20 protein-coding genes are annotated in these 25,654 nt (G+C 72.5%); 12 read left to right on the top strand and 8 right to left on the bottom strand.

The window, feature by feature from the left end; genetic code table 11:
* Window positions 1-65: 65 nt before the first annotated feature.
* Window positions 66-1,211: an IS701 family transposase gene (locus AC0B61_RS08750; RefSeq protein ID WP_471740105.1), complete on the top strand. Its 1,146-nt coding sequence runs from the start codon at window positions 66-68 to the stop codon at window positions 1,209-1,211.
* 892 nt (window positions 1,212-2,103) lie between these two features.
* On the opposite strand, the gene AC0B61_RS08745 is transcribed toward AC0B61_RS08750, so the two are convergent.
* Entirely contained in the window at window positions 2,104-4,296 is a 2,193-nt protein-coding gene (locus AC0B61_RS08745) for an MMPL family transporter (protein ID WP_471739900.1), read from the bottom strand.
* A 366-nt stretch (window positions 4,297-4,662) separates the two neighbouring features.
* On the opposite strand from AC0B61_RS08745, the gene AC0B61_RS08740 reads away from it, so the two are divergent.
* Window positions 4,663-6,009, top strand: coding sequence for a sensor histidine kinase (locus AC0B61_RS08740; protein WP_471739899.1), 1,347 nt, complete (start codon window positions 4,663-4,665; stop codon window positions 6,007-6,009).
* Between the two features lie 47 nt (window positions 6,010-6,056).
* Window positions 6,057-6,740 (top strand): response regulator, encoded by a 684-nt coding sequence (locus AC0B61_RS08735; RefSeq protein ID WP_471740104.1) that lies wholly within the window; start codon window positions 6,057-6,059, stop codon window positions 6,738-6,740.
* 321 nt (window positions 6,741-7,061) lie between these two features.
* On the opposite strand, the gene AC0B61_RS08730 is transcribed toward AC0B61_RS08735, so the two are convergent.
* From AC0B61_RS08730 to AC0B61_RS08715, 4 genes are all read right to left on the bottom strand, one after another.
* The gene (locus AC0B61_RS08730; protein WP_471739898.1) at window positions 7,062-7,736 is read right to left on the bottom strand and encodes a hypothetical protein; all 675 of its coding nucleotides are present in this window, start codon (window positions 7,734-7,736) and stop codon (window positions 7,062-7,064) included.
* 504 nt (window positions 7,737-8,240) lie between these two features.
* Window positions 8,241-10,436, bottom strand: a complete 2,196-nt coding sequence (locus AC0B61_RS08725; RefSeq protein WP_471739897.1) for a cellulose binding domain-containing protein — start codon at window positions 10,434-10,436, stop codon at window positions 8,241-8,243.
* Between the two features lie 336 nt (window positions 10,437-10,772).
* Entirely contained in the window at window positions 10,773-12,104 is a 1,332-nt protein-coding gene (locus tag AC0B61_RS08720) for a glycoside hydrolase family 6 protein (protein ID WP_471739896.1), read from the bottom strand.
* A 79-nt stretch (window positions 12,105-12,183) separates the two neighbouring features.
* Window positions 12,184-13,158, bottom strand: coding sequence for a glycoside hydrolase family 6 protein (locus tag AC0B61_RS08715; protein WP_471739895.1), 975 nt, complete (start codon window positions 13,156-13,158; stop codon window positions 12,184-12,186).
* A 303-nt stretch (window positions 13,159-13,461) separates the two neighbouring features.
* Between AC0B61_RS08715 and AC0B61_RS08710 the strand changes: the two genes are divergently transcribed.
* Window positions 13,462-14,487 (top strand): LacI family DNA-binding transcriptional regulator, encoded by a 1,026-nt coding sequence (locus AC0B61_RS08710; RefSeq protein ID WP_471739894.1) that lies wholly within the window; start codon window positions 13,462-13,464, stop codon window positions 14,485-14,487.
* Window positions 14,488-14,745: 258 nt separating this feature from the next.
* On the opposite strand, the gene AC0B61_RS08705 is transcribed toward AC0B61_RS08710, so the two are convergent.
* Window positions 14,746-15,777: a hypothetical protein gene (locus tag AC0B61_RS08705; protein ID WP_471739893.1), complete on the bottom strand. Its 1,032-nt coding sequence runs from the start codon at window positions 15,775-15,777 to the stop codon at window positions 14,746-14,748.
* Window positions 15,778-15,861: 84 nt separating this feature from the next.
* On the opposite strand from AC0B61_RS08705, the gene AC0B61_RS08700 reads away from it, so the two are divergent.
* From AC0B61_RS08700 to uppS, 3 genes are all read left to right on the top strand, one after another.
* On the top strand, window positions 15,862-16,161 hold the full coding sequence (locus tag AC0B61_RS08700) for a PadR family transcriptional regulator (protein WP_097241037.1): 300 nt from the start codon (window positions 15,862-15,864) through the stop codon (window positions 16,159-16,161).
* Window positions 16,158-16,946 carry a hypothetical protein gene (locus AC0B61_RS08695; RefSeq protein WP_471739892.1) on the top strand — a complete coding sequence of 263 codons (789 nt, stop codon included), beginning with the start codon at window positions 16,158-16,160 and terminating at the stop codon, window positions 16,944-16,946. The genes AC0B61_RS08700 and AC0B61_RS08695 overlap by 4 nt, the downstream gene beginning before the upstream one ends.
* Window positions 16,947-17,012: 66 nt before the next feature.
* Window positions 17,013-17,789, top strand: coding sequence for a polyprenyl diphosphate synthase (gene uppS, locus AC0B61_RS08690; RefSeq protein ID WP_471739891.1), 777 nt, complete (start codon window positions 17,013-17,015; stop codon window positions 17,787-17,789).
* Window positions 17,790-17,983: 194 nt separating this feature from the next.
* On the opposite strand, the gene AC0B61_RS08685 is transcribed toward uppS, so the two are convergent.
* Entirely contained in the window at window positions 17,984-18,406 is a 423-nt protein-coding gene (locus AC0B61_RS08685; protein ID WP_471739890.1) for a Tn3 family transposase, read from the bottom strand.
* A complete protein-coding gene (locus AC0B61_RS08680) occupies window positions 18,406-18,564 on the bottom strand; it encodes a hypothetical protein (protein ID WP_471739889.1) in 159 nt (52 codons plus the stop codon). The genes AC0B61_RS08685 and AC0B61_RS08680 overlap by 1 nt, the downstream gene beginning before the upstream one ends.
* Window positions 18,565-19,162: 598 nt before the next feature.
* Here AC0B61_RS08680 and AC0B61_RS08675 point away from each other — a divergent pair.
* The 5 genes from AC0B61_RS08675 (at window position 19,163) to AC0B61_RS08655 (ending at window position 25,635) form a co-directional block, all read left to right on the top strand.
* Complete coding sequence (locus AC0B61_RS08675) at window positions 19,163-20,464, top strand: ABC transporter substrate-binding protein (protein WP_471739888.1); 1,302 nt, start codon at window positions 19,163-19,165, stop codon at window positions 20,462-20,464.
* A 189-nt stretch (window positions 20,465-20,653) separates the two neighbouring features.
* Complete coding sequence (locus AC0B61_RS08670; RefSeq protein WP_471739887.1) at window positions 20,654-21,655, top strand: carbohydrate ABC transporter permease; 1,002 nt, start codon at window positions 20,654-20,656, stop codon at window positions 21,653-21,655.
* Window positions 21,656-21,672: 17 nt separating this feature from the next.
* Window positions 21,673-22,638 (top strand): carbohydrate ABC transporter permease, encoded by a 966-nt coding sequence (locus AC0B61_RS08665; protein ID WP_471739886.1) that lies wholly within the window; start codon window positions 21,673-21,675, stop codon window positions 22,636-22,638.
* Window positions 22,639-22,707: 69 nt separating this feature from the next.
* Entirely contained in the window at window positions 22,708-24,135 is a 1,428-nt protein-coding gene (locus tag AC0B61_RS08660) for a GH1 family beta-glucosidase (protein WP_471739885.1), read from the top strand.
* A 357-nt stretch (window positions 24,136-24,492) separates the two neighbouring features.
* Complete coding sequence (locus tag AC0B61_RS08655; RefSeq protein ID WP_471739884.1) at window positions 24,493-25,635, top strand: radical SAM protein; 1,143 nt, start codon at window positions 24,493-24,495, stop codon at window positions 25,633-25,635.
* The last annotated feature ends 19 nt before the right edge of the window (window positions 25,636-25,654 follow it).

The following is a 25,654-nucleotide window of genomic DNA, read 5'->3' as shown; positions in this document are numbered from 1 at the left end:
TTCGCCTCGACCCCACCGAGCACACCGAGTTCCGGTTCGAGACGGCCCACGACTGGCGCCACCACATGGAACTGGACCACTACCAGCGACTGCGGCAGATCCTGCGCGCCCACCGGTGCGGACGCCCGCTCTACCTGGAGCGCCCCGCCCGTCCGGACGACGACTTCGAAGGCGTCCTGGTCCTCGTCACCGACCCGGCAGGCTGGCTGCTGATGCACCTGCGCGACACCGGCCCCGGCCCCTGGACCGGCTACTGGACCCCGCCCGGCGGCTGGCGCCAGGGCGACGAGAGCGCCGAGGAGGGCGCCAAGGACGCGGTCCTGATCGGAGACGACACCGGCTTCCTGAAGAAGGGCACCAGGTCCGCCGGTGTCCAGCGTCAGTACACCGGGACCGCCGGCCGCACCGAGAACTCCCAGATCGGCACCTTCCTGGCCTACGCCTCCACCAGGGGACGGGCGTTGATCGACCGCGAGCTCTACCTCCCGGTGTCCTGGACGGACGACCGGGAGCGCTGCCAGGCAGCCGGGATCGACGACGACATCCCGTTCGCCACCAAGAATGAGCACTTCAAGTGGATGCTGCAACGCGCGATCGATGCCGGCATCCCGTTCGCGTGGGTCACCGCGGACGAGGCATACGGGCAGGTCAAGCATCTGCGGGTGTGGTTGGAGGAGCGGCGGGTGGCTCATGTGCTGGCGACCAAGGTCAACGACACCGTGGTCACCGCGGCCGGCGCCGATGCCCGGGTGGACCAGTTGATCGCCGCCCTGCCCCGACAGGCGTGGAAGCGCCTGTCCGGCGGAGCGGGCGCTCATGGTGAGCGGATCTACGACTGGTCCCGTGTCGCGATCCGACCCGTGTGGGAGAACGGCTTCGGGCACCGGGTCCTGGCCAGACGATCCGTCAGCGACCCGACGGAAGTCGCCTACTACGTCTGCTACGGACCGACCACGTCCCGACTGAAAGACCTGGTCAAAGTAGCCGCGGCACGGTGGGCGGTGGAGGAGTGCTTCCAGGTCGCGAAGGGCGAGTGCGGCCTGGACCACTACCAGGTCAGGCTCTACCGGGCGTGGTATCGGCACATCACCCTGGCCATGGCCGCCCTCGCCTACTTGACCGCCGTCCGCGCCACAGAAGCCGCAAAAGGGGCGGCGCGGACGACGAGCAAGACCTCATACCCCTCAGTGTCCCGGAGATCCGCCGGTTGATCGGGCACATCGTCGTCACGCCCCGACACCAGACCAACGAGCACCATCTGCACTGGTCACGCTTCCGACGACGCAGCCAGGCCCGAGCCCGCCGCTCCCACTACAAACGCCGAGGCCACAACCCCAGATGCGGTTGCAGTACTAAGGGCTGATTCGGGGCGAACGTTGCCTGATGCGGCGCTCGTTGACTTTCGGATCGGTGATCGGGATGGGTGAGGATCAGTCCGGTCACCTCCTCAAGGGCGTCAGCCCTCGCAGGCTCCGCCAGGAGTTCCCCGACCTGTTACAGCACTACCTGCGCGCACAGCGCCTGTGGGGCCGGCTCCTACTTCGCCGGCTCCGTCGACGGAGCCCCATCAGCGTCCTACACCAGTACACCGAGCAGCAGAACGGGCCCCTGCAGGTGATGGACGCCGCTCTGCCTTGACGGCGGACCGGCTATCCGTGCCCTGATCCGCGAGCGACCGGCGCTGTCCTTCGACTGGGACGGACGGTGAGGCCTGGCTGGTTGCCGCTCCCGCGGACGGTCCGGCCGGCCGTCACCTGGCTGCGGGCCGCACCGGCCGGCTGGCCGCTGGGTCACCCGTGACGGGTCACCGTGGTCGACGGCGAGGTGGAGGTGCTCGCGATCGACGCGTTGCCCGGGCGGCGGGGTGACCGGTTCGCCGCACGCACCGGCTTCGAACCACGCGAACCCGCCACCGCCACCGCCACCGCCTCCGCCGGTTCCGCATCACCGCGCGCCGCGTCCAGGCGTGGCGCGAGGCGGTCGAGCTGGCCGGGCGGGGGCTGATGCGCGACGGCCGCCGGCTGGGGGCGGGCCGACCGGACAGGCCGACGGGCAGGCGTGCGAAGGGGGCGGGCCGGGCCCGCCCCCCTGACGGCTCGCCGGTCAGGGCACCGGGACGCGGTACGGCTCCGGGGCCGGCTCGGCCCGGTGATGGTGGCGGTCCGGGCGGAGCGGCCACCAGAGGGCGCGGCCGAGCAGGGCGGCGACGGCGGGCACCAGGACCAGGGACAGGACGACGGCGGAGAGCAGGATGCCGAGCGTCAGCGCGAAGGCGACCTGTTCGCTGCCCGGGGTGGCGGCGAGGGTCGCGAAGGAGCCGGCCAGGACCAGCCCTGCCGTGGCGATGGCGGGCGCGGTGTGCCGCACGGCGCGGGCGACGGCGGCGCGGGGCGGGCCGGGGCGCTGCATCTCCTCGCGGATCCGGTCGGTGATGAGGATGTTGTAGTCGGTGCCCAGCGCCACGACGAACAGGAACAGCACCAGCGGGAGGGTGAAGCTGACGCCCGGTTCGCCCAGCCCGTGCTGGAACAGCAGGGTCGCGGCGCCGAGGGTGGCGGCGAAGCCGAGCCCGACCGAGAGCATCAGGACCAGCGGGGCGAGCAGGCTGCGCAGGAGCAGCAGCAGGATCAGGGCGATCAGGGCGGCCGCGACCGGGAAGACGATCGCCAGGTCGTGGTCGACGGCGGTGGAGATGTCGGCGAAGATCGCCGCCGTGCCGCCCACGTGGGCGCTGGTCCCGGCGGGGGTGTGGGCGGCGACCACGGCGCGGACCGGGCCGGAGGCCAGGTCGCGGGCGCGCTGGCTCTGCGGGTCGGCGGTCAGGTAGAGGTCGATCCGGGCGGCGCGCCGGTCGCCGTTGAGGACGGTGCCGCCCGTCCTGCCGACGCCGTCGATCTGGCTGAGGGCGTGGGAGAGGCCGTCGAGCCGGCCGGGGTCGAGGGTGGTGCCGTCGGTGGTGACGACGTAGACGCTCGTCGGGTCGGAGACGCCGGCCGGCAGGGTGCGGGAGATCTCGGCGGCGGTGGTGGCGGCCGGGGTCCGGTCGCCGGCGCCGCCCAGGCCGTAGTCCATCCGGATCCCGGCCATCCCGGCGGCCAGGGTGCCGAGCAGGGCGACGGCGGCGAGCAGCATCGGCAGCGGCCGCCGGGCGACGAGCGTGCCGAAGCGGGCGGCGAAGCCCTCGACCGGCCGGCGGCGCAGGCTGCGGGAGGGCCAGAACATGCCGCGGCCGCAGGCGGCGAGCAGGGCGGGCATCAGGGTGAGGCTGCCCAGCAGCATGACCAGGACGGCGACGGCGATGGCCGGGCCGAGCGAGCGGAACTGGCCGAAGCTGGCCACGCCGAGGGTGGCGAAGGCGGCGACGATGGTCAGCGCGGCCGAGGTGATCGCGGTGCCCACCCGGGCGGTCACCTCGGCGGCGGCTTCGCGGGCGGGCTGCTCGGGCCGGGCCCGCAGGTGTTCGCGGAAGCGGAAGAGCAGGAAGAGCAGGTAGTCGACGCCGATGCCGAGCAGGACCACGGAGACCAGCCCGGGGGTGCCGGCGTCGAGCTTGAGGCCGGTCAGTGTCGCGGCGCCGGCCACGGCTCCGCCGGCCACCGCGCCGATCAGGGCGACGGCGAGCAGCGGCAGCAGGGCCGCCGCCACGCTGCGGAACACCAGCACGTTGAGCAGGACGATCAGCCCCATGACGAGCGCGCCGCCTACCGTCGCGGCGGTGCGGTGGGAGTCGGCGGTGTCCACGGCGCCGGCCAGTCCCCCGGTGAACCCGGTGCGCATCCCGGCTTCGGCGAACTGGGCCCGGGTGGCGTCCCGGAACGCCCGGTAGACGCCCTGGACGCCCTCGTCCGCGGCGTTGCCGTTCAGTTCGACGGAGAGCAGTTCGAAGCCGCGGTCCGGCGCCACCATGGCCGGGGCGACCCGGGGGGTCTGGGAGCGGTCGGGGACGAGGAAGGCCGGCTCGTCGTCCTTCCGGGGCATGACGACCCGGCGCTGGGCGAGCTTCGCCGCCTCGGCCTCGACCCGCTGCTGGTCGGCGGCGGTGAGCGCCTTGCCGTCGGCCCTGGCGACCAGCACCGTGACCGTGATGGCGTCGGGCCTCATCCCGAAGTTCTCCTCGGCGATCCGCAGTGCGGCGGCCGAGTCGTAGCTCCTGGGCAGGAAGTCCCCGGTCTGGGACTGGGTGACGCGGGCGAGCAGCATCGGGCTCAGCAGGGCCAGGGACATTCCCAGCACCACCCAGAAGGTGATCACCTTCCACGGGTTCCTGGTGGAGTATCCGGTCAGTGCGCGGATCACGATTTCCTCCGGCGGTGGACGCGAGCGTCCGCAAGGTCGGTCTCGGCTCGAGGGGTTCCCGGCCGGGTTCCAGACCATCACCCGGGGTGGGCCGAGGACGTCCTTGCGACGGACGATCCGCACCGGGGCCCCAACTCCTCGACCGGGCCCGGACCCGGGACCGTGGTCCTGGTCCGCACCGGCGTGATCGGCCGCGGGGACCATGCCGGGGCTGGGTGGGCCGATGAAAGAATGGGGTCATCGGGCCTGTTCACAGCCTGTTCAGGCCCTGAACAGGGTCCGAACGGGGTCTGATCGGGCTCATCAGGGCTCATCGGGGCTCATCGGTGAGGCGCGGCGCGGGCCGGGCACGGAGGGGGAACGGACATGGGCGGTCATCAGCGCCCCGCGACGGATGCGGCACTCGGTGCGGACCCGGCGGACCCGGCGCACCCGGCGCACCCGGCGAGCGGGAGCCCGGAACCCGGCGGGGTGGCGAGCGCGCCGCCGGAGACCGACGGCGCGCTGTGGAGCCACACCGACGCGCTGGTGGCCGCCAGCGCCTGCACGCTCGACCTGCTCAACTACCTGCTCTTCAGCGAGATGGACGGGGTACGCCGGGTGACCCCGCCGGTCCTGCTCCTCGTCGCACTGTCGGCCCTGCCGCTGCTCGTCCGGCGCCGCCACCCGGTGCCGGCGCTCGCCGCGGTCCTGGCCGTCGAGGCCGCGATCGACCTGTCCACACCGGCGAGCACCCACTTCGGCGCCGTCCTGATGGTCGGCCTGTACTCGGTCGCCCGAGCCCGCCCCGCCCTGGTGACGGCGGCCGCCGCGGCGGCGACGACGGTGCTGACCATGCTGAGCCAGAGCCACCTGCGCGTCCCCTCCTGGCAGGCGCTCGCCGCCACGTCCTGCTCCTCCCTGCTCGTGGCCGGCGCCGCCCTCGCCGTCACGCGCTGGCAGCGGGAGGTCGCGGCCAACCGCGCACTGCTGGCCGACCGCGCGGTGGCTGACGAACGCCGCCGCATCGCACGGGAGTTGCACGACATCGTGGCGCACCACATCACCACCATGCAGCTGATGGCCGGTGGCGCCCGGGCCAACCTCGCCCACCCGGAGGTGGTCCGGGACGCCCTGGTCACCCTGGAGTCCTCCGGGCGACTGGCCCTGCGGGAGATGCGCCAGCTCCTGGACGTCCTGCGGGCCGGCGACGAACCGGACACCGCCCCGCCCTCGCCCCAGCCCGGGGCCGAGGACCTCGGCCGCCTGGTGGACGAGTCCCGGGTGACCGGCCTGCCGACCGACTTCAGCGTCCACGGGCCCCTCCGCCCGCTGCCGCCCACCATCGGCCTGACCGTGTTCCGGATCGTCCAGGAGGGCCTCACCAACGCCCGCAAGCACGCCGGGGCCGCGGCCCGCGCGACCGTCACCCTGACGTACGGTCCGGACCGGGTCACCGTCGAGGTGCGCGACGACGGGGGTACGGCGGGCACGGGCGGCGCCGCGCCGCAGGAGGCAGCCCCGGCCGGCGGCCGGAGCGGCCACGGCCGGAGCGGGTACGGCCTGAGCGGGTACGGCCTGATCGGCATGCGGGAGCGCGTCGCCCTGCACGGCGGCACCCTGCGGACCGGACCTCGGCCGGAGGGCGGCTTCGCCGTGCTGGCCGACCTGCCGCTGGCCCCGGAGGAGACGGCCGACGCGGCCGTGCAGCACGGAACGGCGACGGCCCGGTGAGCGCGCACGACGGCGGCCCGGCGGGCGGCGGGGACGGCGGTGGCCCGGTGAGCGCGGTGGCACCGGCCATCCGGATCCTCATCGCGGACGACCAGCCGCTGGTGCGGCGCGGACTGTCCCTGATCCTCTCCCCCGACCCGTCCTTCGAGGTGGTGGGCGAGGCCGAGAACGGGGAGCAGGCCGTCACCGCCGCCGGCCTGCTGCGCCCCGACGTCGTGGTGATGGACATCCGGATGCCCGTGCTCGACGGGGTCGGCGCGACCCTGGAGCTGGCCCGCACCCTGCCCTCCTGCCGGGTCCTCGCCCTCAGCACCTTCGACATGGACGAGTACGTGGTGGCCGCGCTGCGCGCCGGCGCCCACGGGTTCCTGCCCAAGGACGTCTCGCCCGAGGAACTGGGCGCGGCGATCCGCACCGTCCACGCCGGCGAGGCGGTGGTCGCCCCGCGCCTGCTCACCCGGCTGATCTCCACCTACGTCCGGGCCCCGCTCGGCGCCCGGCCGCCGGTCACCGACACGGGCGGGTTGACGCCCCGGGAGGTCGAGGTGTGGCGGCTGATGGCCACCGGCCTCGACAACACCGAGATCGCCCGGGCCCTGGACATCAGCCTGTCGACGGTGAAGAACTACATCACCAGCATCTTCGGCAAGCTCGACGTCCGGGACCGCGCCCAGGCGGTCATCGCGGCCTACGAGTCCGGCCTGGTCACCGCCCGTACGGGAGGCGGGTAGCGGCGGCTTTCTGCCTGCGGCCGCAGTACCGCGAAGCTCGCGAACCCGTGCCCGACGGCCTCCTGGTGCACCCGCACCGAGGAAGGATCGCCCGGCAGATCTCTCGACCACACCGCGGTCACCACGATGCCGTCCGCGAGGTACAGACGGCGGTCCTTGACTGGGAATCCACGCAGCGTGCAGTTCGACGACGGTCGAGCCTCGGTCGGTAACGTGTCCAGCTCGGCTGGTCCGCAGGTGCGATCCGCCCCAGGGTCGGCCTGGTTGCACAGGTGCTCCTTCCGTGACATGTGGGGAGGGGCCGTGGGCAGGCCGCCCCGGCTACCGGCCGGCCGTCTTCGGCACCTCCAACTCGGTGTGGTGGACGGTGAAGCCGCCCCGCAGGACCGGGGCGAACGGGGCCGGCGCCATGCAGGTGCCGACCACCGGCTGGTACGGCTTGCCGTCCGCGCCCACGTCCAGGTTGGCCACGCCCCAGGAGAACCCGAGCCGGCCGTCGCCGTGCCCGGTGCCCTGGTAGACGCTCAGGCCTATTCGCTCGCCCACGTTGCCCACATCCGACCTGGTGACGACGGCTGTCAGCGTGGCGACCGGGCCTCCGGTGCTCAGGCAGTCCACCTCCGCCTCGGCGCTGCGGGTTTCCCCCGTGCTGCTCACATGATGGGAGTAGCGGACCGTCCCCCGGGCGTCGGTGGGCAGTCCCTCGGACACGCCGGTGCCCGGGAAACGGTGGGTGTACGGGACCGCCTGGGCGTCGACGGTGAACCAGATCTCGTCGTTCGGGGTGAAGGCGTACGAGATCCGGGCGGCACCGCTGACGCTCGCCGGACGCCCAGCCCGCCCGTCCTGCTGTACGGAGGAGGTGTCGGTGGCCGAGGCCGGGGCGATCCCCGTGAGAGCCGCGAGGGCCAGCCCGGCAGCGGCGGCACCCCGGGCGGCACGGCTACGGGCACGGCCACGGGCAGGGCTAAGGGCACTGGTACGAATGCGGAACATGGTGGGATTCCCTCCTCCCGGCGGCCCCGGCGGCCGCCGTCTCGATGCCCCAAGAGTGGCCGCCGCACCCCCTCCCACACATGTGCTGATCGGCATAAAAGTCCGGCTCTCCCGGGTGCTCTGCCCTGCCGATCGGCAGGGCAGAGCACCGGGACGAAGCCGCGATCGCCGCAGGCCCACAGGTGCTCGAGCCCTGCCCGCACCGCCCGCTCGACGGCGGCACGGACCTCCTCGGTCGGCTCGTCGCTCTCGAAGCCGTCGATGCCGTGCGGCACTTCGACCAGCCGCACCGGCGTGCCGTCCGTCCGCGCGGCGGCCGGGGCGTGCGGCCCGTGCGCCGGCACCGCGCCCCTGCTCGCGACGTGGCGCGCGTAGCCCGTGCACAGCGACCGGTCGCGCGGACCGCGAAGTCACAGCCCCGCGGCGGGGCATGGCGCGGCGCGAGCCGGGCGTGGCTGTCCGGGCAGCGGCGTGCGCGCTGCCCGGACGGTCCCCGTCGCGCCGTCAGCCGCAGGGTGTGCCGTTCAGGGTGAAGCTGCTCGGCGGCCGGTTGCTGCCCGTGTAGGAGGCGTTGAGCCCGACGGTGGTGCCGGCGCCCGGTGCCAGTGTGGGGTTGTAGGCGAGGCTGGTGGCGGTCACCGTGCTGCCGGACTGGGTCCAGGCGGCGTTCCAGCCGTGGCTCAGCTGCTGGTTGCCGGGCCAGGCGAAGGAGAGGGTCCAGCCGTTCACCGGTGTGCTGCCGGTGTTGGTGAGCACCAGGGTGGCGGTGAAACCGCCGCCCCAGTCGGTCACCGCGTAACCGACCTTGCAGGTGCCGCCACCGGCCGCCGCCGTGGTCACGGTGACGGTGCCGGAGCGGGCCGAGCGGTCGCCCGCCGTGCCCTTGGCGTAGACGGCGAAGGTGTAGGCGGTGTTCGGCTGCAGGCCGGTCACGGTCGCGTTCGCAGCGGCCGGCGAGGCCACCACGGTCTCGGTGCTGCCCGCGATCTGGACCACGTCGTAGCCCGCCAGGCCGGTGGAGCTGGTGGACGGGGCCCAACCCAGCTGCACGGAGGCGCTGGTGACGCCCGAGGCCGCGGGTGTGCCGGGCGTGGTCGGCGGGGGCAGCGCGGTGCCCGGCCGCAGGGTGAGCAGGACGGCGCTGTACGGCGCGACCGTCTGGGCGCCGGCCGTGCCCGTGCTCGCGGTGGTCAGTGCGGCGGCGGGGCCTGCCATGGTGGTCACCGCCGGCGGGCCCGGAGCCGGGGTGAACCCGGCGTAGTCGAGGCCCACCTGGTAGCTGACGGCCGGGTCGTCGTTCACCAGCAGCACCCGCAGCGAGCCGTCCGCGGACCGTCCCGCGTAGGACTTGAGCAGGGACTGGCTGGAGCCGGCCGGGACCAGGGTGTCGCCCGGGTGGACGAACCTGCCGAGCAGCGTCATGGCGTTGTAGGCCGGGAACGGCGTGTCGGGCGCCGGTTCGCACAGCTGCGCGCCGTCGACGGTGCCGCAGCTGCCGTCGGCGAGCATGCCGTAGTCGCCGTAGGCGGCCGAGCCGTAGAGCGCGGAGCCGTTGTCACCGGTGGTCACGATGCCGTTGTGGATCTGCCACCAGTCCACACTGGCAACCCCGTTGGCGAGCCAGCCGAGGTAGTCCTGCGGCAGGAAGAGCGCGTTGACCAGGCCGACGGTCTGCTTGCCCGGGTTGGAGGAGACCGAGTTGGTCTCGGTCACCATGATCGGCACCGAGCTGTCGCCCGTGTACCGGCCGAGCTGCGAGCGCAGCGTGCCGACCATGGTGGGGATCTGCGCGGAGGCGGCGAGCAGGCCCGCGTCGGTCGGACCGGGCGGGCTGACGCTGCTCGGGTTCTGCGGGTACCAGTGCACGTCCGCGAAGCCGATCTGCCCGGCCAACGCCGTCATCACGGTCTGGTTCCACGGCTGCGGGCTGCCCGCCGAGGTGGCGCCGTCCGGCCAGTTGCCCGGTGCGGTGAGCACCACGCCGACCTGGATGGTCGGGTCGACGGCCTTCATCGCCGCGATGTACGCCTTGGCGTTCTGCGCGTACACCGCGGGGCCGCAGTCGGCCGGGTCGGCGCCGGCGGCGCAGTGCTTGTCGGTCTCCCAGTCGGCGGTGTAAGTCCCGTTGCCGTAGATCTCGTTGCCGATCTCCCAGTACTTGATGTGGTAGTCGTGCGTGATGTTGGCGTACCGCACCCAGTCGGCCGCGAGCTGGGCGCCCGTCTCGGCCGGGGACTTCGTGGCGCCGATCGTGTCGCCGCTGCCGTAGTTGACCGTCACCATGCCCTGGGCGCCGGACTGCTGGAGCAGGGTGGCGTACTGGTCGAAGTCGACGGCCTGGGGGCCGTTGGTGAGGTCGGTGTTGGTCTTCCAGTCGTAGCTGTCGGACGAACTGCCGCCCGGGAAGCGGACCAGGCCGACGCCGGCCTGCCTGAGCAGGCCGGGCACCGCGGCGTCGGTCAACTTGCTGTCGTAGACCGAGCCGTTGGTGCCGATCGCGGCGGCGGGGACGGTGGCGAGGGACTGCGCGGCGTTGACGCTCACCGTCGCCGTGAGGGGCGCCGGGGCGGCGGCGGAGGATGCGGGGGCGGCCGCGTCGGCGTTCGGCGCGGTGTTCCAGAGCAGGCCGGCGGCCAGCAGGGCCAGACCGGCCAGTGCGGCGGGCAGGCGCGAGGTGCCCGGTGGGGGCCGTAAGGGCATGGGCGTGTTCCTCTCGGGGGTGGGTACCGTCGGAGCAACGCGGGTGGGGGTGGGGGCCGTCGGAGCAAGGCGGGCGGGCGTGGGAGCGGATCGCCGACGGTGTCCCGAGGGTCGGCCGGGGCGCCGCCGCGGGTCAACGCCGCTGCCGGCTGGCCCTCCCGGGTCGGCCGGTTGAGCTGCGGTGGACGGCGCGGTGCACGGCGTAACTTTCATGCCGGCAGAGGAAACCGCCCGGTCGGCTCCCCCGGTCACCGGCCGGCTTCCCCCGGTCATCGGCTGGCTTCCCCCCGGTCACCGGCCGGCTTCCCCCGGCCACCGGCAGGCTCCCGCCCGGACTCAGTACCTGCTGTTGAAGGGCAGTGCCGGATCGGCGTTCCGCACCAGGGCGGCGGCCTGTTCGGGCCACCAGGCGCCGGCCGCCGGGTCGACGATGCCGTACTCCGGGTCGATCGTTCCGCCGGGGATGTTGCGGTTGCACTGCCCGTCGGACTGGCCGACGGTCTTGATCCACAGGTAGGCGTCCGCGAGCGGGGTGCCGGTGCCGGCCGTGGGGCGGTCGCCGATGCCGCGTCCGGGCGGGTTGCACCAGATCTGCGGGTCGCCGGTGTACTTGCCGGCCGGCGGCGTCCAGGAGCCCTGTCCGTTGCGGCTGGTGTCGACGACGAAGTGGGTGCGTTCGCCCGCGGGCGGGGTGCCGACGTTCTGCTGGAACCACAGGTCGGTCCAGTGCCAGGTGCCGGGGTCGTCCACGTCGACGGCGTTGCCCGGCCGGCCGTCGTTGGGGGCGGCCGGGGAGAAGTACTGTCCGGCGCACGCGTCGGCGTGCCCGCGGGCGGCCTCCGGGCCCTTGGTGGCGGACCAGAGGCAGTTCGACACCCACGTGCCGTAGTGGTCGGAGAGGTCGGTGGCGAAGAAGTTGGAGACGTTCAGCGAGAAGCCCTGGGCACGGTCGACCCCTGCCTCCATCAGCCGCTGTGTCATGGTGCCCACGCTCTGCCAGTGGCTGTTGCCCGCGTCCAGGTAGACGGTCGTATCGGGCTGCTTCTCCAGGGCGTCGACCGCGTAGCGGAGGTCGGCGATGCGACCCGCGGTGAGGGCGCCGGTGGGGTCGGTGGTGGAAGAGCAGTCGCGGGGCAGGTTGGCCAGGCCGTCGGGTTCGAGGACGACCACCGCCCGGTCGCGGCCGACGCCGCGGGCCAGCGCGGCGATCCAGGCCTGGTAGTCCGCGTCGGACTGCGCGCCTCCGCTGGAGTACTGGGAGCAGTCCCGCCCCGGGATGTTGTAGGCGACCAGGACCGGGACGGTGCCGGTGCGGGCCGCGCGGCGGACCAGGGTGCGCGTCTGGTCCTCGACCTGGGCCGGTGTGCCGTCGGAGAACCAGTGCGCTCCGGGCCAACTGGCCAGTTTGGCCATGGTGGTGGCGCCGGCGAAGTCGCCGTGCAGCAGGTCGGTGACGGACTGCCGGTCGGCGTCGCGGTCCGGTTCGACGTAGAAGCGGGTGCCGGCCGGCAGCGTGTGGCCGGTCGCCTGGCGGCCCTGGCCCTGCACCTGGCCCTGCACCTGGCCCGGGGCCTGGGCCTGCGCCTGCGCCTGGGCCGGGACGGCCAGCCCGATCAGCAGGGCGGCGATGCCGACGGGGATCAGCGAGCGGGGGATGCGTGGTCTCACAGGGTCGTCCTCTTGTCGGCTTCTCGGAATTGGGGCGAGAGGAGGGTGAGGGTGGGGGGGTGTCAGTGCCGCTCTCCGGTCAGTAGCCGTAGATCAGGTTGTACGCCACCTTCGGCAGGAACTGTCCGGCGCTCGATCCGGCGCCGGTGCCGCAGTTGCCGTCGGACTCGCCGGGCGCCTTGATCCACAGCAGCATCTCGGCGCCGCCGCCGACCTGCGTGGGCGTGCCGGTCCTGCGCCCCGCCGCGTTGCACCAGTTGCCGTCGGATCCGTTGCCGTTGCGGCTGGTGTCGACGACGTACGGCTTGGTGTACCCGTACGTCGCTCCCAGGGCCGCGTTGACGGAGTTGCCGTACGCCGTGTTCTGCGCGGTGGTGTAGTAGTTGGACACGTTGAGCGAGAACCCGTGGGCTCCCCTCACCCCGGCCGCGGCCAGGTGCTGGGCCATGGTGGTGGCGCTCAGCCAGGCGGGGTTGCCGGCGTCCAGGTAGACCCAGGTGTTCGGGGCCTTGGCGTTGAACTGTGCGATGGCGTTGTTCAGCAGGGCGTTGCGCGCGGTGATCTGGGTCTGCGTCATGCAGGACTCGTCCCCCAGCGCGTCGGGCTCGAGGACGACCACGGCCGGCCGGTTGCCGATGCCGCTCGCGAAGGCGGCGATCCAGGTGGCGTAGTCGGCGTCGGAGCCCGCGCCGCCGCCGGACTGGCCGGCGCAGATGTCGCGGTTGGGGATGTTGTACGCCACCAGGACGGGCAGCTTGCGGTTGGCGGCGGCCGCGCCGACGAAGGCGCCGGTCGCCGTGCCGATGGTGCCGCTCCAGTTGCCGAACCAGCGGGCCGTGGGCACGTCGGCGATCGACGACCGGATGGCGGCGGTCCGGCCGTCGCCGGGGTTGGCGTTGACCCACTGCCGTGCGGAGGAGTCGGGGTCGACGTAGAAGCCGCTGGTCATGGTGGTGGGGTCGGCGGCGTACGCCGTCCCGGGGTGGATCGCGACCAGGAGGGCGGTCAGCGCGGGGGTCAGGAGCAGGGAGAGCCTGCGGAGTGAGCGGCGCATGGTACTTCCTCCACTGGGTGGGGTGGGGGCGGAAGATGGAAGCGCTTCCAACTGACCAGATGATTGGGCCGATCCGAACCCGGTGTCAAGACGCGTGCGCAAGCACGCTGTGCGGTCTGCCGTCTCGGAAACCGATGGAAGTCGCCGCTGCCCCGGCGAAACCGGGGGCGGCTGGCCTAGAGTGTGGAAGCGCTTCCGATCAGCGGAGGCAAGCGGGTCGGTCGGCCGCCCTGGGGGCACGGAAGGTCTGTGGAACCATGGTCGGGAGAACGCCCGCCGGCAACAGGAGGATCAGCAATCGCGATGGAGACGTCTCCCCGACGCCAGCCGACGCTGGACGAGGTCGCAGCCCGGGCCGGTGTCTCGCGCACGGCGGCGTCCCGCGTCATCAACAACGTGCCGCACGTGAGCGCGGCCAAGCGCGCCGCGGTGGAGCGGGCGGTCCGCGAGCTCGGCTACGTGCCGAACCCGACCGCCCGGGCCCTGGCGACCCGGCGCGCGGGTGCGGTCGTGCTGGCGGTGTCCAGCGACGAGCCCGGCCTCTTCGCCGACCCGTTCTTCGCCGAGGTGACGGTGGGCGTCAGTTCCTTCCTCGACCAGACGGACCTGGAATTGGTCCTGCTGCTGGCCAACACGCCCCGCGGCAAGGAGCGCCTGCGGCGCATCCTGAGCTCCCACCGGGCCGACGGCGTGATGCTGATGGCGGTGCGCGGCGACGATCCCCTGGGCCGGCTGGCCGAGGAGACGGACCTGCCCGTGGTCTTCGGCGGCCTGCCACTGGCGGGCACGCCCCGGTGGTACGTGGACCCGGACAACCGGGGCGGCGCGCGGCTGGCCGTCGAGCACCTGGTTCGCGGCGGCCGCCGGAACATCGCGATGATCACCGGACAGGTCGACCTGCAGGCCGCCGTCGCCCGCGAACAGGGCTTCCGCGAGGCACTGGTGCTGGCCGGCCGGTCCGCCGCGGGCGTGGTGCCGGGCGACTTCACCCAGGCCGGCGGCGAGGCCGCCATGGAGCGGCTGCTCGCGGACCGCCCGGACATCGACGCGGTGTTCACGGCCAACGACGGCATGGCGCTGGGCGCGCTGCGCACCCTGCGCCGACACGGCAGACGCGTCCCCGAGGACGTCGCGGTCGTCGGCTTCGACGACCTCGCCAGTGCCCTGTACGCCGACCCGCCGCTGACGACCGTGCGCCAGCCGGTGCGGGCGCTCGGGCTGGAGATGGCCCGGATGCTCGCGGCCGTCATCGACGGCCAGGACCCGAGCCCCCTCGTACTCCCCACCCGGCTGACGATCCGCGAATCCGCGCCCTCGACCGCGGGCTGACCTGGGGTCCGGCCAAGGTGCGTGCAAAAGGGACCATGACGTGATCTTGGAAGCGTGATTGGAGGGCCCCACCCTCGAGTCGGTGCGGGCCGGGGATCACAGGCGAATAGTTGCGGTCGAGCTGGGCGGCGACGGCCAGCACCGCGAAGAACATCCCGCCGAACCCGTTGGGGCCGTAGATTCCGGTCGTCGGTCCGATGTGCCAGCCTCAATGGCAGCGTCTCCCTGCTCCGGCAACCGACCGGATGCTTCCCGCAGTCAATCCCTGGTCGCGGTCGCAGTCACACCGAAGGTGAGCGCGCCCGTCAGTAGCGCGAACGCGAGGGTGACGGCCGCCCACTGTCCGATGGAGTCGACCTGGTCACCGAGCCCGAGTAGCTGCCAGGCGGTGTCCCGCAGCGCAAGTGAGACCGGCAGTGTCGACGCGCCTGCGGTGGTCGCGATCCGGGCGGCCCGTCTCGTTTCCGACGCGGGAGGAGGCGCGGCGAACCGCAGGACGCTGTTGCAGATCATCACAAAGGCGAAGGTGCCGCCCGCGAAGACTGCGGTCTCCACGGTGAAGAGCAGTACCCCGGGCCAGCCCTCGCCGGAAGCCAGTCCCGTGGCGACCAGCAGGCCAGCGGCGACGGCGGCTGTCGCGGCGAGCAGGGTGAACCGGAGGCGCACGAAGTCGAGCACCTTGCCGCGGCCGATCAGCGCAGCGAGTGCGCGCCGTGTGCGGGAGCGGGGGCCGGCGAGGAGAGTCGCGAAAGGTGCGAGGTCGTCCAGCCAGTCCCCGCCCGTGTCCTCGGCCCCGCACACAGGCTTCGGTAGCCGTCGGATCGCCCGGCGGTGCAGCAGCAGGCTCCCGGCCGTCACCCCGGTGAGCGGTAGGAGGGACGCGATCAGCCAGGGGGTGCCGCCGTCCCAGGACGCGCGGTCCGCCCGCGCGGCCACCGCCGCCCAGTCGGTGGCGAGCGTGGCGGCGACGAGCAGCGTGCACACCAGCGCGGCCCGAAGTACCTGCTCGATCCGGTAGCGCGGCAGCGGTCGGTCGCCGCGACACAGTAGCGCCCTTGCCCCGCCGAGCGCGCCGAGCAGGGGGACGAAGAACATGGTGAAGGTCACCACCGCGTCGTACGGATCGCCCTGCCAGGGACTGCCCGCCCGCACCGAGCGAACCTGAGTCGTCAGGTAGGCGAACAGGGTGAAGGCGGCAGCGCCGGCGGCGGACGTCGACAGCGCCGCGGCCGCGGCGGGCCGAGCGGGGTGTCCGACTTCCATCCGATTGGTCGTCACGTCATTTCGCATGGCGGCGATAGTACACATCGCGTACTACGTGGCACGTAGTTCATGGCACGTAGTATGGTGCTCCGTCAGATCGGAAGGAGCGACATGCAAGCCAACGATGCCCAGACGCTGGTGCTCTGCGCGCTGGCCGACGGACCGCTGCACGGATACGCCATCAACACGGCGATCGAGGAGCTGACCGGGGAGCGGCTGGGCCCCGGCAGTCTGTACGGGGCGCTGGCCAGGCTGGAGTCGAAGCGGCTGATCGAGCCGCTCGACGGGCAGGGCCGCCAGCGCCCAGTGCAGCTGACGTCCCTCGGCCGCGAGGTCCTGGAACGCGAACTGCGCGCCATGGCTCGGGTCGCGAACGCGGGACTGCGGCGCCTGGGGGTGAACCCGGCATGAGCGTCGTCACCCGCAGGCTGGTCAAGCTCTACCCGGACGCCTTCCGCGAGCGCTGGGGTTCGATGGTGGAGGACGAGGCTCGGGGCGCGGGCTGGAAGTCCTGGCCCAACCTGATCGCGGGCATCGCGGACATGTGGCTGCACCCGGCCCACTGGCCCGCCGACTCCCCGGCACAGCGCCAGCGACGGGTGGCCACCATGGGCATCACGGTCGCCCTCGCCGCCTGGTTCCTGAGCCACCTGGCCGCCGAACAGGCCGGCCCCCTGCCCGCCGACGCCGTCCGGGAGCAGGTCACGCACGGCTGCACCACCCTGCTGCTGCTCGGCATCGCCCTCGTCGCACCCCGGCCCCGGCCCACGCTGCGCGCCGCGATCACATTGCTGGGCTGGGCACTCCGTCGCCTCGCCGTACCGACGCTCCTCGGCACCACTGTGGTCGTCCTGGTGCACGGCGGCGTCGACGCGGACGCCTCACCGCCCACCCTGCGGACCGCCGTACTCGCCGCCTGGTGGATCTCCCTCGGCCTCGGCGCGATCCAGATCCCCCGCATCTTCACCGGCGTCGGCGCGGATGCCGTCGTGCCACCCGGCACCGACCGCCTCCGGGCCGGTGTGTGGACCCTCGCTGGCGCCAGCGCCACCGGCGGCGCGACCATCTTCGGACTCTCGCTCACCGGTGCCGGATTCCACCCGCTCGGCGTCGGCATCGGCGTGGGCCTGCTGCTGCTGACGGCGGTGTGCGCGGGCACCCTGCGCGACCTGCGCGACCTGCTGTCGGCCAGGTAGGCCACGCGACACCCGCCTGCCCAGGGCTCGCCCGAACCGGCGGGCCGCTCCCATCCCACTTGGACGGTGCCCATGCCCGACCTGCTCCGCTCCCTCTACACCCGCCGCCTGCGCCGCGAGGTCATGGCGGCCCCACTGCCCCGGCATGTCGGGCTGATCATGGACGGCAACCGCCGCTGGGCCCGGCAGATGGGCATGGCCAACCCGAGCCTCGGCCACAAGGTGGGCGCCGAGCACGTCGAGGAGGTGCTCTCGTGGTGCGAGGCCCTGGGGATCAAGCACATCACCGTCTTCGTCTGCTCGACCGAGAACCTCCAGCGCCGCGGCGACGCCGAAGTCGCCTACCTGATGCGGCTGATCGAGCAGGTGGTCGTCGATCGCCTCACCCGCCCGGACGCCCGCTGGCAGGTCCACCTCGCAGGAATGACCGACGCCCTGCCCGACAGCACCGCCCGCGCCCTCAAGGAGGCCGTCGAGGCCACCCGCACCTGCACCACCGGGGCTCACGTCACCCTGGCCGTCGGCTACGGCGGCCGCCAGGAGGTCGTCGACGCCGTGCGCGACCTGATGTACGCGCGAGCCGAAGAGGGCGCGTCACTGACCGAGGCCGCGGACGCCCTGACCGTCGACGACATCGCCCCGCACCTGTACACCGCCGGCCGACCCGACCCCGACCTGGTCATCCGTACCAGCGGCGAACAACGGCTGTCGAACTTCCTGCTCTGGCAAAGCGCCTACTCGGAGCTGTACTTCTGCGAGGCCTACTGGCCCGCGTTCCGCGAGGTCGACTTCCTGCGCGCGGTCCGCAGCTTCGCCGCCAGGCAGCGGCGCTACGGCGGCTGAGCCCCGGTCTCGTAGGGCGGCACCGGCTCGGCCGGCGCCGCCCCTTTCCGTAGCAGCAGGTGGCGATCAGGAGGCTGCGACGAAGTCCTGCGGGTCGAGCTGGGTGAAGTCGACGTCCAAGTGCGGCTCGTACGCCTCCGGGGCCAGGTCGAGCTCGTGGGTGGAGTGCTCGCCGAACCGCATGATCTTCTCGGTCAGGTGGGGCGAGACCTCCGCCAGGTCCTGCGGTCGGCGTTCCAGCCCTCGGCCTGCAGCTCACGTACCGCCTGGGCGATGTCCAGGGTGTTGTGGAAGACCAGGCAGTTGGTGAACAGGGCGTCGAACTTGACCGCCTTCCCCTGCTCGACGGGGTCGTCGTCGGCGATGACGCCGCGGTTACCGAAGCGCACCCACTCCGAGAAGCCGTTGAACGCCTCGACCTTTCTGATCTCGGCCGTCACCCGCCGACGCATCTGCGGGTCCGTCAGGTACCTCAGCGGCTGGACGGTGCGGATCACCCGGCCGACCTCGCGAAAAAACGCCGCATAGCGGGCGTTCTTGTGCGACCCCGAGCGCAGTCGCCGCAGCAGCAAGACGGAGGACACCTTGCCCTCGCGCACCGACAGCGCAACCCGCATCAGGTCCTTGAAGTGCGACCCGGTCGGATCCCCTCCGCCCGGATCGCCTCGTCGGCCACCTCACGGGCCCGCCCGGCGTCGTACAGCACCCCCACCCGCTGCCGCACCAGCGCCCGGTGGTTCTTCGCGGTCTTCTCCGCGCCGTAGCCGGCCACCACACGCCCTCCGACAGCGCCACCGCCCGCCGCACGAAGTCGACCACCGCCTTCGGGGCCTCCTCCCACCGCGGGCAGCACCCCATCCGCTGGTAGGACTTCAGCAGCACCAGCAGCACGAGCTGGTGCCCGTCCGAATCGGTCCGGGCCACCGCCCACCCCGCCCCCGTCCAGACCGGGAGCACGCCCTGACCTGGAAGCGCCACCTCCGCCTGGAAGCGTTTCCGGCGCTATTTCACCCCGCCGTCCCTTGCCGAGCTGCCCGGCGTGCGCGCGCCGCGCCCCGCAGGCGAGCCGACCATTTCACGACCGCTCCTGCGGGTGTGGGCGATTCGTCCTTCCCGCGAGCCTCCCACCGGCTCGAAGCCCCCTGGGCTGGCTGCCCCTTGACAGTCTCCCGCTCCAGGGAGCAGGGTTTCCCAACTGGAAGCGCTTCCACTCGACAGTCAGCGCTCCCGGGGCCGTCAGACCGATCCCCCCAGGCCCCACCCGTCGCCACCCACCCTCCCCCACCCCCTCGCGACCGCTCGCGGCTCCGCCCACGGTGCCCCGAGCGCGCGACCACCCTCGCGCATCCCGCTACCGCTTCCTGGAGAGACCCATGTTCCTGCGCAGCCGTTCCCGCAGAGCCGCCGCCCTCCTGTCGGCCACCGTCGCCACCGCGGCCCTGGCCACCGGATGCTCCTCGGGAGGGGCCGGCTCGGACGACCCGAACGCGAAGACCACGCTCACCGTGGGCGACTTCGGCACCTTCGGCTACAAGGAGTCCGGGCTCTTCGACGAGTACATGAAGGCCCACCCGAACATCACGATCAAGGAGAACACCACCACCCAGGAGGGCGACTACTGGACCGCGCTGCAGACCCGGCTGTCGGGCGGCGGGCTCGACGACATCCAGGCCCTCGAAGTGACCCGGATCGCGCTGGCCACCTCCGACCAGCTCAGCGGCGCCTTCACCGACCTGTCGCACGCCCAGGGTGTCGAGAAGGACGCCTACCTGCCGTGGAAGTGGAAGCAGGCGACCACCGCCCAGGGCAAGACCGTCGGGCTCGGCACGGACGTCGGCCCGATGGCGATCTGCTACCGCCAGGACCTCTTCCAGGCGGCGGGCCTGCCCGGCGACCCGGCCTCGGTCAGCGCCCTGTGGGCGGGCGACTGGGCGAAGTACGTCGAGGTCGGCCGCCAGTACCAGGCCAAGGCCCCCAAGGGCACCTCCTTCATGGACACCGCCACCGGCCTGTACAACGGCGTGGTCTCCTCCGACACCGAGCAGTACTACAAGAACGGCAAGGCCGACTACCAGGACTCCGCCGGTGTGAAGAACGGCTGGAAGCTGGCCGCCGACGCGGTCCAGGCCGGCATCACCCAGGGGCTCAAGGAGTTCGACACCCCCTGGCAGACGGCCTTCTCCAACTCCACGTTCGCCACCACCGTCTGCCCGTCCTGGCAGCAGGCCAACATCGAGAAGTTCTCCGGGCCCGACAACGCCGGCAAGTGGAACATCGCCCAGGCTCCCGCCGCGGGGAACTGGGGCGGCTCGTTCCTGGCGGTGCCGGCCTCCGGCAAGCACGTCGCCCAGGCCCAGGCGCTGGCCGTCTGGCTGACCGCGCCCGAGCAGCAGGCCAGGGTCTTCCAGAAGGTCGGCAACATCCCCGCCAACCAGAAGGCGTACTCGCTGCCCGGCGTCACCGACTTCGCCAACCCCTACATCGGCCCGAACGCCCCCACCGGGCAGATCTTCTCCACCGCGGCCAAGGCCATCCAGCCGGCCGAGACGGGCCCGCACCACGGTGACTTCCACGGGGTGTTCAGCAACGGCGTGCTGCTCATGGAGCAGAACCACATGAGCTCCGACGACGCCTGGGCCTCCACCCTGAAGCAGATCGCGAGCACCATCCAGTAACCGCGGGAGCGGCCGTACGGACCGCCCGGGGGCGCACGGCAGCCCCGCCCCCCGCCCGTGGTCCGTACGGCGTCCGTACGCCGTCCGCCCGCGAGCAGCCAAGACCGACCGAACCCCCTTCCCGACCGAACCCTTTCCCGAACGACGCGACGACCCCGCCCGGCCGTCGACCCGGCACGGAGGAACCCTGTGGCCACCTCGACCCGCACCCGCCGACGAGACCCGGCAGACCCGCCCGCCACCGACCCGCCGGAGCGCCGCGGAACACCGACGGGCCTGCGCGGCCGGCTGCGGCGCTGGGACCACGTCGGCTCGCCCTACGTGTTCGTCGCGCCGTTCTTCGTGGTGTTCGCGGTCTTCGGGCTCTTCCCGCTCGTCTACACCGGCTGGCTCTCCCTGCACCAGGTCAGCCTGTACAACGTGGACCAGGCCGACTGGGTCGGTCTGCGGAACTACGGCGACCTGCTGTTCGGGCCGCCGAGCGAGCTCTTCTGGCACGCCCTGCGCAACACGGTCACCCTCGGCGTGCTGTCCACCGTCCCGCAGCTGCTGATCGCGCTCGGCCTCGCCCACCTGCTCAACTACCGGCTCCCGGCCCGCGGCTTCTTCCGCACGGCGCTGCTCGCGCCGTACGCGACGTCGGTGGCGGCCGCCACACTCGTCTTCGCGCTGATCTTCAGCCCCGAGGGCGGCATGGCCAACTGGCTGCTCGGCCTCGTGGGCATCGGACCGGTCCGGTGGGAATCCGGCTCGTGGACCTCCCAGCTCGCCATCTCGATGATCGTCATCTGGCGGTGGACGGGCTACAACGCGCTGATCTACCTCGCCGCGATGCAGGCCATCCCGCGCGACTTGTACGAGGCCGCCGCGATCGACGGAGCCAACCGCTGGCAGCAGTTCCGCCACGTCACGATCCCCGAACTGCGCCCCACCATCCTGTTCACGGTCGTCGTCTCGTTCATCGGAGCGACCCAACTCTTCGGCGAGCCCTACCTGTTCGGCGGCCAGAGCGGCCACCAGGGCGGCACGAACCACCAGTACGAGACCCTCGGCATCTTCATGTACGACCAGGGCTTCCACTACAGCATGCTCGGACGCGCCTCCGCCATCGCCTGGCTGATGTTCGGCCTGCTCCTGCTGGTCGGCCTGGCCAACACGCTGATCGCCCGCCGCCTGCGCTCCGCCAAGTGACCGCGAAGGACGACGACATGACCACCATCCCCGCCGACTCCCCCGCGCCCGGCTCCCCGGCCCCCGACCCGGCGGCCCCCTCCACCCCCTCCACCCCCTCCACCCCGCGGGGCACCGGGCGCCGGAACCGGCTGCGCTCCCCGGGCGCGGGCGACCAGCACCGGGCCGGGCCGCTCGCCCTGGCGACGCTGGTCCTGGCCGCCCTCGCCTCGCTGTTCCCGCTGTACTGGACACTCGTCGCGGCGTCGACCGACAGCCACCGGGTGGTCTCCACGCCCCCGCCGCTCGTGCCCGGCTCGAACCTGTTCCACAACATCGGCTACGTGTGGCACAACGCCGGGGCCCGCGGCATGGGTGTCGCGCTGCTCAACTCCACGCTGGTCGCCGGCACCGTCGCGCTCAGCACGGTGGCGTTCTCCGTGCTGGCCGGCTTCGCCTTCGCCAAGCTGCGCTTCCGCGGCCGCGGCGCGCTGCTCGCCCTCGTCGTCGCCACCATGGCCGTGCCCGCCCAGGTCAGCATCGTGCCGCTGTTCATCCTGATGCGGCACCTCGGGCTCGGCAACCGGCTCGGCGCCCTCATCCTGCCCACCCTGGTGACCGCCTTCGGCGTGTTCTTCATGCGCCAGTACCTCACCCAGGCCCTGCCCACCGAACTGCTGGAGGCGGCCCGGATCGACGGCGCGAACTCGCTGCGCGTCGTCTGGCACGTCGTCCTGCCGATCGCCCGGCCCGCCATGGCCGTGCTGGGGATGCTCACCTTCGTCCAGTCCTGGAACGACTTCCTGTGGCCCGTCATCGCGATGAACGGCGCCATCAACCCCACGGTCCAGGTCGCCCTCGCCGGCCTCGGCACCGGATGGTCCACCGACTGGTCCGTCATCACGGCCGGCGCGCTCATCGGCACCGTGCCGCTGCTCCTGGTCTTCACCGTCTTCGGCCGCCAGATCGTCGGCGGCATCACCCAGGGCGCCCTGAAGGGGTGACCGGCGCGCAGACCGGTACCCGATGTCCACCACCCGATGTCCACCACACCCCATTGGAGTACTCCTGTCATGACCGTGGCCTCACCGGACATCCGTTCCGCCCGACGCGCGTTCCCGCCGGCCTTCGCCTGGGGGACGGCCACCGCGGCCTACCAGATCGAGGGCGCCGTCGCGGAGGACGGCCGCGCCCCCTCGATCTGGGACACCTTCAGCCACACTCCCGGCAAGGTCGCCAACGGCGACACCGGCGACACCGCGCTCGACCACTACCACCGCTTCCGCGAGGACGTCCGGCTGATGGCCGACCTCGGCCTGACCTCCTACCGCTTCTCCATCGCCTGGCCCCGCGTCCAGCCCAGCGGACGCGGTCCGGCCGCCCAGCGCGGCCTGGACTTCTACCGCGCCCTCACCGACGAACTGCTCGCCCACGGCATCACCCCGGTCGCCACGCTCTACCACTGGGACCTGCCACAGGAGTTGGAGGACGCAGGGGGCTGGCCGGCCCGGCAGACCGCGTACCGCTTCGCCGACTACGCGACGCTCGCCGCCGAGGCGCTCGGCGACCGGGTGTCCACCTGGACCACCCTCAACGAGCCCTGGTGCAGCGCCTTCCTCGGCTACGGCGCCGGCGTCCACGCCCCCGGCCGCACCGACCCGGCCGACGCCCTGCGCGCCGCCCACCACCTCAACCTCGGCCACGGCCTGGCCGTCGGCGCCCTGCGCGCCGCACTGCCGTCCGCCGCCCAGGTGGCCGTCTCGCTCAACCTGCACGTCGTACGGCCGCTCAGCGAGCGCCCGGAGGACCAGGAGGCGGCCCGCCGGATCGACGCCGTCGGCAACCGGATCTTCACCAGCCCGATGTTCAGGGGCCGGTACGACGAGGACCTCCTCACGGACACCGCACACCTGGTCGACTGGGCAGGCCTCGTCCACGACGGCGACCTCGCCGAGATCTCCCGACCGATCGACCTGCTCGGCCTCAACTACTACAACCCGACCGTCGTCTCCTCCCCGGCGGACGCCGGACGCCTCCCCCGCCAGGACGGCCACGGCGGCGGCCCGTCCTCGCCCTGGCCGGGCGTCGACGACGTCGCCTTCCACCTCGCCAACGACGACGTCACCGCCATGGGCTGGCCGATCGACCCGACCGGGCTGTCCGACGCGCTGCTCGCGATGCACCGCGAGTTCGGCCTGCCGCTGATGGTCAGCGAGAACGGCGCCGCCTTCGAGGACACCGTCTCGCCCGACGGCACCGTCCACGACCCCGAACGGACCGCCTACCTCCGCGGCCACCTGGGCGCGGTCGCCGACGCGATCGCCGGTGGCGCGGACGTCCGGGGCTACTTCCTGTGGTCCCTGCTCGACAACTTCGAGTGGGCGTACGGCTACGACAAGCGCTTCGGCATCGTCCACGTCGACTACGACACCCTGGTGCGCACGCCGAAGGCCAGCGCCCGCTGGTACTCCGAGGTGATCCGCCGCGGCGGGCTGGACTGACGGCTCACGGCCGCGAGGGGGCCGAGGCGAAGCGGCGCGGCCGGACGACCCGGGGGCCCGGGCGCCGTCCGGCCGCGCTGTGCTGTGTCGTGCCCTGCTGTGCCGTGCTGCGTATTGCCGCGCCGTGCCGTGGCATGTCGTGACTTCCGGATCACCGACAACGGCGCTGCGGCTCATGGGAGTTGGCAGGTACTCGACCAGCGCCGCAGCGTCAGGACGCCCGCCGTCCGATGTCCGTTGACTCGGCGACCCGGGCCGGGCTAGTTTCACCGGAAACGCTTCCACATCGCCCCAGACCCCTGTGACCCACGTGTGGGAGCGCTCCCATACTTGCTCCGGACAGGAGATGAAGTCCGCATGGACGAGCCACGTACTCAGCTGGGTGACGCCGTCGGCACCCGGTTCGTCGAGCGCAACCTCGACCTCGTCGGCAAGCTCTACCAGCGTTCCGTCCACCCCGCCGTGCTCGACGTCGCGCAAGGGCGGCGACTGGCCTCCCCCCTCGTCGTCGACCTCGACCCGACCACCGTCTGCGACCTGGCCTGCCCGGAGTGCATCTCCTCCCAGGTCCTGCACCACGGGCAGATCGGCCAGGACCGCATCCTCCGCCTCGCTCACGAGCTCGCGGACTCCAAGGTCCTCGCCGTGATCCTGATCGGCGGCGGCGAGCCGCTGATGCACCGCTCCGTGGGCCGGATCATCGAGGTGCTGCACGAGGCGGGGATCAAGCTCGGCCTGGTGACCAACGGCACCCAGATCCACCGCTACCTCGACCAACTCGCCGACATGCTCTCCTGGGTGCGGGTCTCGATCGACGCCGGCACCGCCGACACCTACGCCACGTTCCGCCCCAGCCGGGGCAAGCGCAGCGCGTTCCCCCAAGTCATCGACAACATGCGGACGCTGGCCGCCCGCAAGTCCGGCCGGCTCGGCTACTCGTTCCTGCTCATGCAGCGCTTCGACGAGGACGGCCGGGTCACCGACTCCAACTACGCCGAGGTGTACCAGGCCGGCGTGCTCGCCAAGGAGATCGGCTGCGACTACTTCGAGGTCAAGGCCATGCTCGACGAGGACCACTACACGGTCAACCAGCGGGCCGAGGACATCGCGGCCGTCGAGGAGCAGATAGCCCGGCTGCGCGCGTTGGAGGACGACGGCTTCCACGTCCTGCACTCCTCCAACTGGCAGTCCGTGCGGAGCAGCACCGACTCCGTCCAGGAGAAGGACTACCACCGGTGCACCATCGCCGAGTTGCGCACCACCGTCACCCCCACCGGCGTCTACATCTGCCCGTACCACCGGGGCAACCCCAAGGGCCGGATCGGCGACATCCAGCAGTCGACCTTCGCCGAGATGTGGTCGGCGGCCGACACCGGTGTCATCGACCCGAGCCGGGACTGCCGGTTCGTCTGCGCGCGGCACCCCTCCAACCAGGAGATCGCCATCCTGCCGAGCAGACCGGAGGCGGAGCTGTGCGACGACTTCGACCCATTCATCTGACGGCCCGTCTGATCCCGTC

The organism is Kitasatospora sp. NPDC023385 (genome assembly GCF_055664045.1).
This window is presented reverse-complemented; position numbering and strand designations above follow the sequence as displayed.